Below are 12,688 nucleotides of genomic sequence, written 5' to 3' on the forward strand. Positions count from 1 at the left end.
TTTACAGAAAAGGGGGGGCACGGCGCAAGTCGGGCCCCTTTTTCGTAGGCTGCATTGGCTCCGCTAGGGCGAGTTCTCAATCAGCAGTAGCTTTAGCTGGTAGTAGCGGGTGTAGTTGTGGGGCTGGCGCTGGGCGGCTGGCTGGGGCTGGGCGTGGGCGCGGTACTGGTACTGGCGGGCTATTACTTCGCCCTGCTGGGCATTGGCGGCAAGCACGCCTGGCTGGAAATTTTCCAGGAGTTCTTCAATATGTGAGCCGATGAAAATGGCCCTGGTGTTCGGCGTGGCAATAGGACTGCTAACGGGTTGCCGGAGCGAGCGGATGGCGGTTCAGTTGCCGACGGCGACTTCGGTTGCGGTAGCCCCGCGCCGCCCGGTTACGCAGCCCGCCGATTGCGCCGGGGCGGCTTCCGAGGTCAAATCGTCCTTACCGTTGCCCGCGCCAGACTCCGTCGCCCCGCCCCTTATTCGGGCCCCACCGCCCAGTCAGGACAAGCCAGCGCACTGGCCTTTCCACGAATTTGCAAGAAAGCAGGCGGCTAAACCAGCCCCAGGGCCCGTAGCTCAGCCCAAGGCTTCGGAACCCACTGGGCCGGCCTGGGGCAGCATTCTGCAAGCCATGGGGACCGGGCTGTTTGTAGGAGGGCTGATACTGGGGATAGTGGCGGGGGGCTGGACCGGATTCGGTCTGTTCCTGCTCGGGTCGGTGGTGGGTCTGTTTGTGGCCTTTTGCGGTAGCTTTCTCATTGACGGGCAAATGTGAGGTCTCCCTCTCGCCCGCAACCTTACCTTTGCGGTGGCGGTTCTATTCCGTCCTACCACGTCAAACTGCCTTATGCCCCAGCTCCCCACCCACCGCCCCCGCCGCAACCGCAAGTCGCAGGTTATCCGCGATATGGTGCAGGAAACCCGCCTGACTACCCACGATTTTATCTTCCCGCTTTTCCTTATCGAAGGCCAGAACCAACTCGTCGAGGTAAAGTCGATGCCCGGTATTTTCCGGTATTCTTCTGACCGGATTATCGACGAGGTGGGCCGGTGCGTGGAGCTGGGCATCCGCAGTTTCGCCCCGTTTCCGAGCATTAGCGAGGGCCTGAAGGACCGGCTGGCCCGCGAGTCGGCCAACCCCGAGGGACTCTACCTCAAAACCGTGGCCGACATCAAGCGCCAGTTCCCCGACGTGGTGCTGATGACCGATGTGGCCATGGACCCTTACTCCTCCGACGGCCACGACGGCGTGGTGGACGCCGAATCGGGCGAGATTCTCAACGATGCCACCCTAGAAGTGCTCGGCCAGATGGCCCTGGCCCAGGCCCGCGCCGGCGCCGACATCATTGGCCCCTCCGACATGATGGATGGCCGCGTGGCCTGGATCCGGGAGGTGCTGGACCAGAACGCGTTTTCGCACGTGAGCATCATGAGTTACACGGCCAAGTACGCCTCGGCCTTTTACGGCCCCTTCCGCGACGCCTTGGATTCGGCCCCGAAAAAAGGCGACAAGAAGAGCTACCAGATGGACCCCGCCAACCGCCGCGAGGCCCTGCGCGAGCTGGCCCTCGATGAGCAGGAAGGCGCCGACATGGTGATGGTGAAGCCCGCCCTAAGCTACCTCGACGTGATTCATGACGTGAAAAACCACACCAACCTGCCCGTCACGGCCTACAACGTGTCGGGCGAGTACGCCATGGTGAAGGCCGCCGCCCAGCAGGGCTGGCTCGACGGCGAAAAGACCATGATGGAAGTGTTGCTCAGCATCAAGCGCGCCGGCGCCGACGCCATCCTAACCTACTTCGCCAAGGAAGCCGCCGAAGTGCTACGGCGAGGGTAGTAGCGAATAGCTGAAAACACCGCTTTCATTGTGGGCAAATTCCGGCGCTTTTTCTCCGGGATTTGCCCAACTTTGTTTTCGCGCCTTCTGCTAAACAGCTACTCTACTACATGCTTACGCGTCTTTTTTTCTATTTTCTGACGGGCACCTTGCTCGGCGGCGCTACCCCGGCGGCGCTGGGCCAAGCGGCCAAACGCCCCGCCTCGCCCCCAAAGCCCTACCAGGCCGTTGACGCCCGCATGCGGCAGGTTCCTGATTCCTGCACGCGGTCGGTGGCCGGGCTGGCGCGCTACATCAACGCCAGCTTCACAACCGACTCGGATAAGGCCCGTGCCGCGTTTGGGTGGGTAGCCCGTAACATTCGCTACGACGTCGAGAACCAGTACTTCATCGAGTTTCAGCGGCCCGTAGAAATCGTGGTCCAGGAAACGCTGAACAAACGGATGGGCGTGTGCCGCCACTACGCCGAATTGTATAATGCACTGGCCAACCAAGTGGGGCTTCCCACCTACGTGGTGCGCGGCTACGGTAGCCTGCGCACGCCGGTGGGCCACGCGTGGTGTGCTAGCCGCCTCGATGGGCGCTGGTACCTGATGGAGCCAACCTGGGCCGCTGATAAGGTAGTGAACGGGGTTGCGGTAGCCCGACTCGACAACGACTTTTTTAAAGTGGCCCCGGCTCAGTTCATCGAATCCCACATGCCCTTCGACCCGCTATGGCAGCTGCTGCCGGCCCCGCGCACACCCGACCAATATCAGTGGGGCAAACCAGGCAGCCCCCTGGCCCGGCCTTTTGCTTTTGCCGACTCACTTGCCGAGTACGGCCGCCAGACCCCGGTGCAACGCCTGCGGGCTACTGCGCGCCGCGTGGAGCAGAACGGCGTCAAGAGCGACCTGATTTACAGCTATCTGGTTGGCCTCAGCCGGGAGGAGGAAAACCTGCGGGTGGAGCAGCACAACCAAAACGTGCTGCTACTTAACACTGTTGCTGCGACCTTCAACCAAGGCAACGACAAGCTCAATCAATTTGTAGAGTACTTCAACCGGCAGTTTTTGCCTAAGAAGCCTGACGACGAACTGCGGCTGTTACTGCCGCCGATAGCGGCGGATTTGATTCGTACCCGCGCTCTGCTGGCTACGGTTAACCTCCCGGACTCCACCCACCGCCGTTCGGTGGCCGAAATACAGCAGCTTCTCGGGCAGGCAGAAACGCGGTTGCGCAACAGCCAGGAGTTTATGGACCACTACCTGCGTACCGGCAGGCTGCTGCGCCCGATGCTGTTTATGAACATCAGCACCCTGGACGGCCGCAACGAGATGATGCGCTGAAGCAGCGGGCTCATCGGTGCCATTGAACTGGGGATCCTACTTTCCCGCTTCCGGCCTGAATTCTCTAGTTTATTACACTGCCCACCCCATGCTTCTGCGCCCCGCCACTGCCGCCGACATTCCCGCCCTGCTCGACATTCTGCGCCAGGTAGTGCCGCTGATGCAGGCGAGTGGCAATCAGCAGTGGTCGGCCGATTACCCGAATGCGGCCGTGCTGGAGCAGGATGTGGCAGCCGGGCACTTATGGCTGGTCGAACTCGACGGGCAAGTAGCGGGCTTCGCGGCCCTCACTCACAACCACCAGGATGCCGAGTACACCCAGGCCGACTGGGACTTCGCCGAGCCGGCTCTGGTCACGCACCGGCTGGCCGTAGCCCCCGCCGCCCGAGGCCGGGGCGTGGCGGCGGCGCTGTTGGCCCAGGCCGAAACCCTGGCCCGGCAGCAGGGTTTGCGCGTGCTACGCCTTGATACTAATTCCGAAAATGGGGCTACCCAGCGGCTTTTTCCGAAGCTGGGCTACCGCTATGCCGGGGAAATCACGCTGGCGTTCCGACCCAGGCTGCGGTTTTTCTGCTACGAGAAGCCGGTGGGCTGATGCTCCCGGATCCGCCGGGTCGGCCTCACTCCTGACCGGTGGCCGCGCCAAACGGCCAGCGCCGCAGCTGGCGGCTCCAGAGCAGGAAGGCCACGACGCCAGCAGCCGTCACGGCTAGGCCCGAGAGGATGAACACGCGGCCCGTGCTCACGAGCACCCACAGCCACACCACCACGGCCAGCACCACCGGCAGCGGGTAAAGCGGCATTTTGAAGGGCAAATGGGCCGTGCCGTTGCGGCGCCGTAGCAGCACCAGCCCTACCGCCTGGCCTACGAACTGCACCAGAATCCGCATGGCCAGAATGGCGCTAATGACCTCGCCCAGCCGGAATAGGAGACTGAACACGAAGCCCACGCCCCCGAGCAGCAGCAGCGACACGTGGGGGAAGTTTTTAGTGGGGTGGGTTTTGGCGAAGATGGGCAGAAACTCGCCGTCGGCGGCCGCAGCGTAGGGGATGCGCGAGTAGCCCAGCAGCACCGCGAATAGCGAGGCAAACGCCACCCACAGCACCAGGGCCGTGGCCACTTTGGCGGCCGTGGCCCCGTAGAGCTTCTCGACGAAGGTGCTCACGATGAACTCGGAATGCTGGGCATCCTGCCACGGAATGACGGAGGCCACGCTCCAGTTCATGAGCAGATAGAGGGCCATGATGCCTAGGATGCTGAGGAAAATACTGCGCGGAATAAGCTTCTGGGGCTCCTTTACCTCGCCGCCCAGGTGGCAAACGTTGTAGTAGCCCAGGTAGGAGTAAATGGTTTTGACGGTGGCCTGGCCCATGGCCACCGAAATCAGGGCACCCGGCAGCTGGCCGATGCCGCCCTCGGGCAGCCAGTTTACGGCAATGGTGGCGTGGGTGAGGCCCCCGAAAATCAGCCAGCCCATGAGGGCCAGCACACCCACCCAGAGCAGCACGCCCAGCCGGCCCACGTCTTCGATGCGGCGGTAGAGCAGCCCAATGAGCAGCAACACCACCGCGCCGGCCACCAGCTTGGGCTGCCACCACTCGGGCAATGGCACCAGGTAGCCGAAGTACTGGGTGAAGCCGATAGCCCCCGAAGCCACCACCAGCGGGGCCTGCACCAGCGTCTGCCACACATAGAGAAACGACATCAGCCGGCCCCACTTATGCTCGCCGTAGGCCAGCTTGAGGAAGCGGTAGGAGCCGCCCGCCTCGGGGTAGGCCGCCCCCAGCTCACTCCAAATAAAGCCGTCGGCCAAGCTCAAGGCCGCGCCGACCATCCAGGCCAGCAGGAAATTCGGCCCCATGAAGCCCATGACCAGCGGCAGCGTCACGAAGGGCCCGATGCCCACCATGTCAATCATGTTGAGGGCCGTGGCCTGCACCAGCCCGAGGCGGCGGCTGAGCGGGGCCGAAACGGCGGGGGCAGCAGGGGAGTCGAGGTCGGGCATAAGGGGCAAGTTAGGGCAGTAAAAGCCGAATTGCGGCGGAATGTTCGGGCCGCTTGGGTCGCCGGGCCAACTCCCGCCCGCCTGGCCCCGTACCACGGGCGAAGCGCCGAATACCTATCTTCGGCCGCGTCAGCCCTTTTTTCAGTCTGTATTCTTTTTACCTATGGCAGGAGGTTCTTCCAAATCAGCTCTTTATGGCGGCCTGGCGGCCAACGTTGGCATTGCCGTGAGCAAATTCGTGGCCGCGTACCTGACCGGCTCCTCGGCCATGCTCTCCGAAGGCATTCACTCGCTCGTTGACAGCGGCAACGCCGTGCTGCTGCTCTACGGCATCAAGCAAAGCCAGCGCCCGGCCGATGCCCAACACCCGTTCGGGCGCTCGAAGGAGCTTTACTTCTGGGGTCTGATTGTGGCGGTGCTGATCTTCGCCATTGGCGGGGGCATGTCGTTTTACGAGGGCATCAAGCACATCGAGCATCCCGAGCCGCTCACCGACCCGCTCTGGAACTACGTGGTGCTGGGCATTGCCGTATGCTTCGAAACCTGGGCCAGTTGGCTGGCCATTCGGGCGCTGTACCAGGATAAAGCAGGCCATCAGACCAGTTTCTGGAAGATTCTGAGTACCAGCCGCGACCCGGCCGTGTATGCCTCGGTGCTCGAAAACCTGGCCGCTCTGATGGGTCTGGTCATTGCTCTGGCAGGCGTGTATTTCGGCCATTTGCTGAACAACCCCATCCTCGACGGAGCCGCTTCCATTGCCATCGGCCTGCTACTGATGATGGTCGCCATTTTCCTGGTGGCGCGTACCCGGGCGCTGCTCGTGGGCGAAGGCGTGAGCGAAGTTATCCTCGAAGACCTGCAAACCATTGGCCGCCAGCAGCCCGGCGTACAAAGCCTGCGCCCTCCGCTCACGATGTACCTCGGCCCCACCGACGTGGTACTAGCCCTCGACGTGGAGTTTGAAGACCAACTCTCGGCCCAGGATGTGGAAGTGGCCATCGACCGGCTCCAGAACGCCATCCGGGCCAAGTATCCGGAGTTCCAGCGCATCTTCATTGAGGCCAAATCCCTCACCAAAAAGCAACGCACCCAGTCGGCCCCCACCACCTACCTGCCCCCGCTGTAAGCTCGGCGCTGGCAAGCTGGGCCTTAACCCCCAGCCCGCATTACGGGTATAGAGGATGATAATGCGCCGGGCAACCGGCCGCGTTATCGTCCTTTTTTGTTTTCTGCTGACCTGTTTTATATGCCCGCTAACGCTACCACCGAATCGCCCTTCGCCTCTTTCTGGATGGCGGGCTTCGAGTGTACCGACCAGCTCAACGCCTTCGGCCACCGGGTCGATTTTCTGCCCCTCACCGGCCACCTGGAGCTGCTCGACCAAGATTACCGGGCCATCGGACAGCACGAACTGCACACCGTGCGCGAGGGCATCCGCTGGAGCCAAGTGGAGCGCCGCCCCTACGAGTACGACTGGACCACGGTGCAGGTGCTGCTCGACGCGGGCCGCCGCCACAGCATCCAGCAGGTCTGGGACCTGTGCCACTTCGGCTACCCCGACGACCTGACGCCCCTGCATCCGCTGTTTGCCCGCCGCTTCGCCGCCCTGTGCCGGGCCTTCGTGGAGTTCTACCGCCAGCAGCGGCCCGACGATGTGCTCATTGTTACGCCCATCAACGAGGTGAGCTTCATGAGCTGGCTGGGGGGCGACGTGCGGGGCACCTCGCCCTACGCCCAGGGGCAGGGCTGGGAAGTGAAACGGGGTATGATGCGGGCCTACATTGAAGGCGTGGCGGCCTTGCGCGAAGCCGACCCCGGCATTCGTATTCTGACCACCGAGCCGCTGGTGCGGGTGGTGCCGCGGCCGGGGGCCGGGCCGACTGAGGTGCGCCGGGCCCGCGAGGCCGACCGCAGCCAGTTTCAGAGCGTGGACATGCTCGCCGGCCGCCTCTGCCCCGAGCTGGGCGGCGGCCCGAATACCTCGATCTGCTGGGCTTCAACTACTACTTCGACAACCAGTGGCAGCTCGAACCCTACCAGACCCTGCCCTGGGCCAACGAGCACCACGACCCGCGCTTCCGGCCCCTGAGCGCGCTGCTCCAGGATGCCTACCAGCGCTATGGCCGCCCGGTAGTACTCAGCGAAACCAGCCACCCCGGCCAGGACCGGCCCGGCTGGATCGAAATGGTGGCGCAGGAATCGGTGAAGGCGCTGCGGGCCGGCGTGCCGTTGCTGGGCGTCTGCCTCTACCCCATCATCGACCGGCCCGATTGGGACCACCTCACGCCCTGGCATCATTCGGGCCTCTGGGATGCCGACGTTACCCAGGACCGGCCCGGCCTCACCCGCCTGCTCCACGGCCCTTCGGCCGAGGCCCTGGCCGATGCTCAGGCCCTCACCACCCGGGAGCTGATGCGGCTGGAACTCGTGGCTATGGCTTAGGCCAACGCCCAGGCTGGTTTGCCGTACCTTCCGGCATGTCCTCCACTACGCCCCCCGTGTCCGAGCTGCTCGGCCAGTTCCGCCAGGCCTTCGCCGATGTCAACCTCTCGCCCGCCGAAGCGGACGTGCTACGCGGGCAGCTGGCCGATTTTCAGCGCTGCCACGGCAACGTGGAGGCCCTGCGCCGCCAGCTGTTCGGGCTGGCCAAAAACCACTTCAATACCTTCAAAGACAAAGCGGTAGTCGAGTGGCTCGAAGCCGCCAGCGCCCTGCTCCCCGCCCCCGACCGGCCCGCTCCCGAACCAGCCACAACGCCGGCCGCGCCCGCTAACAGTGGTAAAACAGCGGAGGCCCGGGTGTATTTCAGCCCCCAGGACGAGTGCGTGGCCGCTATTCAGGAGTTTATCCAGGAGGCCCGCCAGACGCTGGATGTGTGCGTGTTCACGTTGGCTGATAACCGCCTGACCGACGAACTGGTGGCCGCCCACCGCCGGGGCGTGCAGGTGCGCTTACTCACCGACAACGACAAGCTCACCGACCGCGGCTCCGACGTACGGGCTATTGAGGAGGCCGGCATTCCGGTACGCATCGACCGCACCGACCATCACATGCACCACAAGTTTGCCTTGGCCGATAACCGCCTGGTGCTCACCGGCAGCTACAATTGGACCCGCTCGGCGGCCGAGTATAATCTTGAAAACCTGCTCATCAGCCCCGATCCGGCCCTGGTGAGCCGCTATGTTGGCGAGTTTGCCCGCCTCTGGGCCGAGCTGGCGGCTTTCGGGGGGTAATTATTGCCTGGCCACCCACACACAGCAATGCCCCGTTTCAGTTGTTGAAACGGGGCATTGCTGAAAAGCTGACGGCCAATAGCTCGTTTATTTCGGACTCGTGGCGCCTACTTCCGGTACATCGGCTGAAGGGCGGCGGATGGAAACCAGCTGGCGGGTATTGGCCGCGCCTACGGTCAGGCTCAAGTAATAGTCGCCGGCGGGCAGGCCGGTGAAGTTGAGCGTTTGGTGGTGGGAGCCGGCGGGCTGCTTACGGTAGTCGGACACGCGCACGGCCACTCCGTTCTGGTTGTAAAGTACCCAGCCCAGGGGCTTGGACTCTTCGAGGCTGTAGGCCATCTGCATCACCCCATTGGAGGGGTTAGGGTACACGCTCATGCTGTTGTCGCCAACTTTGCGGGCCGTGTTGGCGCCGGCCAGCACGGGCTCTTCGGCGGCTTTTGCCGGCACGAGCTTCCACTGCTGGTTCTCCTTGCCCGAGTAGCGCCATTGCTGAATACCGCCGTCGAGCGTGTCTTTATCGGTAACAGCCTTGTTGCGGCCGTTTTTGGAAATGAGCTTAAAGTAGCCATCATCGGTAGGCTCTACTTTCCACTGCTGGTTGTAGCCGCTGTAGTAGGTCCAGAGGCTCAGGGCGGCCCCATTAGAGGTAGAGCTGCCCAGTACTTCGAGCACCTTATTGTTGCCGGGCACTACCAGGCGGTAGAGGCCTCCCCCCGAGGGCTCTAAACGCCATTGCGGGGCGGGCGCCGCAGGCGCGTTGGCCATGGCCAACTGCTCGCTCAACGTAGCCGGGCGCCCTTGGTCAATCGCCAAAGGCTTCCCCGTCGAGCGTGCCACGATGGTATAGAGGCCCGACAAATCGCCCGAGGGTACCACCTCTTCGGTGGGCCGGACCGGGCTTTTGGCTGGAGCTGGAGTAGGGGCAGGCGCAGCAGCTACGGGAACAGCTTTGGCCGCCGGGGCAGCTTTAGGAGCCTTAGTTGCCACCGCGGGCGCTGCCGGTTGCACATCGGCCAACGCGGCGGGCGGCGGGCCTTCGGGGTCGGGCGTGGTAGGCGAACCCAGGGGGTAGAGATTCTCCATGGGCACCACTTGGGGGCCCTGGCCGGGTGCTATCCATTGCAACCGCAGCCCGGCCGTGCCGGCGGCGTGGTTGTATTCGAGCTTGATGGTGGCCTTTTCGCCGGCGGCCAGCGAAATACCCCCGTCGTCCTGGCCCCCGGCTTTGTTGCCGTTCCAGGTATCGAGCAGCATTCGGCCGTTCACCCATAGGCGCACCTCATCGGTGGTAGTGGCCACGAACCGGTAGCGCCCGGTAGCCGAGGCCCGGATCAGTCCCTCCCAGCGGGCCGAGAAATTATCGGCAGGCAGGCCGGGCGCGGGCGCACCTTTCCCCCAACGAAAGTCAATTACTGCGTCTTGGCGCTTGAGCGCCGGAGCGCCGGCCAACGAACCATTGCTGAAGTAAGCTGCCGAGAGGCCCGTGCCCCAGCCCTGCGCGGGTTGGCGGCTGATGGGAGCCGCCAGTACAACGGCAGAAAATGGCAGCGCCACGGCTGCCGGAAGCTGGGGAATCAGTCCTAGCCCCAGAGCAGAGCAGATGAATAAACGTCGCACGGTGTGGTAGGCTTTGGGTGATAAAATCGGAGCGAGCAGCTGGCAAATAAGCAGCGCACAAAAAAGTAAAAGCAGATTCCTATTCTCCGCTTTCCTTTAGACCAATATACTGCTTTTTTTCAGCCCTTTGGCTCCGGAGCAATTTTTCCTACTCCCGGCATACTGCAACAAACTGCCCCTTAAAGCCGGGTCGGCCGTGTTTTCGTCTAATTTGCTGCTTACCTTTAACCACTACCTTTTTACCCTCCAACCCATGACTGAAGCCCGCGCTTACCTACCTTCCGTGCTGGGCGCTGTGGAGCTGCGCGGCACCGATGCCGGCCTGCACGCCGTGCGGTTTCTGCTGCCGGGCGAGCCACCAACGGCCGGGCCGGTAGCGGCCTGCCTGCAGGCGGCCCACGAGCAGCTGCGAGCTTATTTCGGCGGCGAATTGCGCGCGTTTTCAGTAGCCACCAATGTAGCTGGCGGCACGCTGTTTCAGCGGCAGGTGTGGGCCGCGCTACCCGCCGTGGGCTACGGCCGCACGGCCTCTTACCTTGATGTGGCCCGGCAGCTCGGCAACCCCGGCGCGGTGCGGGCCGTGGGCGCGGCCAACGGCCAGAATCCGCTGGCCATCATCTGGCCCTGTCACCGCATCATTGGGGCCGGCGGGCAGCTTACAGGCTATGCCGGGGGTCTGGAACGCAAGAAATGGCTCCTCGAATTTGAAAATCCCAGCCCGCAGACCAGCTTGTTTTCGTGAGAAGTGAGAAACGGAACGTCATTCTCACTTCTCATCACCACTCCTTGCCCCCACAAATGGCAGGAGCTTTTGGTAGATGATGTTGTGCTGCCAATAGAGCTGGAGCACCATCGGGATGTGCTTTTTGCCGGGTAGCACCTGGTAGTAGGGCGTGTGGCCAAGCTTGGTTAGCTGGTCGCGGAATTGGGCACTGCTGCTGCTAATGGACGGATACGTTTTACCGCCCACGAACATCAGGAACGGCGGCGTTTGGGCCGTGAGGTGGTGCATAGCCGATACCTGCCGCCACTTGGCCGGGTCGGGGCCGAAGGCGGTGAGGTACTGCCGGTCGTTGGGGTACTGCATCTTGCGCAGGTAGTCGTACATATCGAGGCCAGCCGCGTCGTCGAGGATGGTACCGCGGACGGGGTTTTGGGCCAGTCCCCAGCGCCGGAACAGGTTATCGTCGGTGGCCAGCAGGGCGGCCAGCCCGCCCCCAGCCGAATGGCCCATGAGGAAAATCCGGGCCGGGTCGCCGCCGTACTCGCCAATGTGCTGCTGGGTCCAGACCACGGCCCGGGCGCAGTCGTCGGCCATTTGGGGTACCCGCACCTGCGGCGACAAGCGGTAGTTAATAACCACGGCCACCACGCCCTGCTTGGCCAGCCGCCGCCCCACGAATGAGTACAGGCTTTTGCTGCCGCTGTTCCAGTTGCCACCGTGGATGAACACGACCACCGGATAAGGCCGGGCAGATTGCATTTTGGGCGCGTACACGTCCAGCAGGTGGCGCTCGGCACTAAAGGCAGAGTCGGTGGCGGGCACGTAGGCCACGTCGGCGGTGCGGTGACTGGGGCGGGCCGCGGCGTATTCGGCGGCCACGGCCAGCAGCAGAACCGTGCAAAACAGGGCGGGCAGTAACCGCAAAAGCAGGAAGCGCATGGGTAGAAAGCAGAACAGAAGTCGGCGCAGATACGCCGGCCGGCCGCGGGCGGATTGCCGGAGCTGCCCCTGCAACGGCCCCAACCGGAGCAGGTTGCCAGCGAGGCCGTATATTTGAGGAGAGGCGCTGCCGCCTGATTTCCCCGCTTCTGCTCGTTATGCTCTTATGAAATTGCTGAAACTCTCCCTCCTTTTTGCCGTGGCGCTGGTTGGCACGAGCCTGACCCCGGCCCAAGCCCAGCGCGGAGCCAAAAAGTCGGCAGTGGCGGTTACGGCGGCCACTATCAGCCGCAGCCAGCCGCTGTTCGGGGGCCTCACGCCGGCCCAGGCCGAGCAGGCGCTCGGAGCCCAAACGATAACCAGCCTGGCCGGCAGCTTTGCGTCGCGGGCTGAGGCCAGCCAGTTTTTCAGCCGCAAAGGCTACGAGTACCTGGCCGAAAGCCAGCCCGACACGGCGGCCTACCGCTTCAATCTGGCCTGGGTGCTCGATCCGGCCAACCCCGAAGCTTACCACGGCCTGGGCATTATTGCCAGCAGCGGCCCCAACCCCGATGCGACCATCGACCTGTTGCAGCAGGGAGTGAACCTGGCGCCCACCAACTCGCCGCTGCTCGCCGACTTAGGCGCGAGCTACCTGATTCGCTACGGCCAGGCCAAGAAGAAGAAGGACCTGAAAACCGGCACCGAACTGCTGGAACGGGCTACCACCCAGGACGCAGCCAACGCCGGGGCCTGGCAGCAGCTAGCCCAGGCCTACTACTATCAGGAGGAGTACATCCGCGCCTGGGAAGCCGTGCACAAGGGCCAGAACAGCAGCCTCTCATCGGTCGATTTCACGCTGGTAGCCGAATTGCTGGCTCACCAGCCCGACCCACGGGGCACATTCAAATAAGCACGGCCCGGGCACTAGTTGTATAGTCCCAGCGTGAGGTGGGTCGGGTCATGGGTAAAGTTAACGGGGTTTTTCTGCCACTGGGCACACACAAATTCATGTGGCGTGAGGCCGCGTA

General features: G+C 63.4%; 13 protein-coding genes. 9 read left to right on the forward strand and 4 right to left on the reverse strand.

The features are described from left to right. Positions 1-63 precede the first annotated feature (63 nt). A complete protein-coding gene (locus CDA63_RS21000) occupies positions 64-216 on the reverse strand; it encodes a hypothetical protein (RefSeq protein WP_165768405.1) in 153 nt (50 codons plus the stop codon). A 619-nt stretch (positions 217-835) separates the two neighbouring features. On the opposite strand from CDA63_RS21000, the gene hemB reads away from it, so the two are divergent. The 3 genes from hemB to CDA63_RS19145 all read left to right on the forward strand — a co-directional run bounded on the left by hemB (position 836) and on the right by CDA63_RS19145 (position 3,751). Beyond that, entirely contained in the window at positions 836-1,828 is a 993-nt protein-coding gene (gene hemB, locus CDA63_RS19135) for a porphobilinogen synthase (RefSeq protein WP_088466064.1), read from the forward strand. 110 nt (positions 1,829-1,938) lie between these two features. Then, positions 1,939-3,156, forward strand: coding sequence for a transglutaminase domain-containing protein (locus CDA63_RS19140; RefSeq protein ID WP_126546967.1), 1,218 nt, complete (start codon positions 1,939-1,941; stop codon positions 3,154-3,156). Between the two features lie 88 nt (positions 3,157-3,244). Further along, complete coding sequence (locus tag CDA63_RS19145; protein WP_088466066.1) at positions 3,245-3,751, forward strand: GNAT family N-acetyltransferase; 507 nt, start codon at positions 3,245-3,247, stop codon at positions 3,749-3,751. A gap of 25 nt (positions 3,752-3,776) precedes the next feature. On the opposite strand, the gene CDA63_RS19150 is transcribed toward CDA63_RS19145, so the two are convergent. Continuing rightward, positions 3,777-5,162: an APC family permease gene (locus CDA63_RS19150; protein ID WP_088466067.1), complete on the reverse strand. Its 1,386-nt coding sequence runs from the start codon at positions 5,160-5,162 to the stop codon at positions 3,777-3,779. 163 nt (positions 5,163-5,325) lie between these two features. Between CDA63_RS19150 and CDA63_RS19155 the strand changes: the two genes are divergently transcribed. From CDA63_RS19155 to CDA63_RS19165, 4 genes are all read left to right on the forward strand, one after another. Next, positions 5,326-6,288 (forward strand): cation diffusion facilitator family transporter, encoded by a 963-nt coding sequence (locus CDA63_RS19155; protein ID WP_088466068.1) that lies wholly within the window; start codon positions 5,326-5,328, stop codon positions 6,286-6,288. A gap of 120 nt (positions 6,289-6,408) precedes the next feature. Continuing rightward, positions 6,409-7,251: a hypothetical protein gene (locus CDA63_RS19160; RefSeq protein WP_317044072.1), complete on the forward strand. Its 843-nt coding sequence runs from the start codon at positions 6,409-6,411 to the stop codon at positions 7,249-7,251. Positions 7,252-7,346: 95 nt separating this feature from the next. Continuing rightward, positions 7,347-7,604: a hypothetical protein gene (locus CDA63_RS21810; protein WP_317044073.1), complete on the forward strand. Its 258-nt coding sequence runs from the start codon at positions 7,347-7,349 to the stop codon at positions 7,602-7,604. 35 nt (positions 7,605-7,639) lie between these two features. Next, positions 7,640-8,395 (forward strand): phospholipase D-like domain-containing protein, encoded by a 756-nt coding sequence (locus CDA63_RS19165; RefSeq protein WP_088466069.1) that lies wholly within the window; start codon positions 7,640-7,642, stop codon positions 8,393-8,395. An 87-nt stretch (positions 8,396-8,482) separates the two neighbouring features. On the opposite strand, the gene CDA63_RS19170 is transcribed toward CDA63_RS19165, so the two are convergent. Then, positions 8,483-10,015: an RICIN domain-containing protein gene (locus CDA63_RS19170; protein ID WP_088466070.1), complete on the reverse strand. Its 1,533-nt coding sequence runs from the start codon at positions 10,013-10,015 to the stop codon at positions 8,483-8,485. 253 nt (positions 10,016-10,268) lie between these two features. Between CDA63_RS19170 and CDA63_RS19175 the strand changes: the two genes are divergently transcribed. After that, positions 10,269-10,757 (forward strand): methylated-DNA--[protein]-cysteine S-methyltransferase, encoded by a 489-nt coding sequence (locus tag CDA63_RS19175; RefSeq protein ID WP_088466073.1) that lies wholly within the window; start codon positions 10,269-10,271, stop codon positions 10,755-10,757. 24 nt (positions 10,758-10,781) lie between these two features. Here the strand turns inward: CDA63_RS19175 and CDA63_RS19180 are convergent, their stop codons facing one another. After that, entirely contained in the window at positions 10,782-11,678 is an 897-nt protein-coding gene (locus CDA63_RS19180) for an alpha/beta hydrolase (protein WP_088466071.1), read from the reverse strand. A 166-nt stretch (positions 11,679-11,844) separates the two neighbouring features. On the opposite strand from CDA63_RS19180, the gene CDA63_RS19185 reads away from it, so the two are divergent. Beyond that, entirely contained in the window at positions 11,845-12,570 is a 726-nt protein-coding gene (locus tag CDA63_RS19185) for a tetratricopeptide repeat protein (protein ID WP_088466072.1), read from the forward strand. Positions 12,571-12,688: the final 118 nt, after the last annotated feature.

The organism is Hymenobacter amundsenii (genome assembly GCF_002204745.1).
GTDB classification, from domain to species: Bacteria; Bacteroidota; Bacteroidia; order Cytophagales; family Hymenobacteraceae; genus Hymenobacter; species Hymenobacter amundsenii.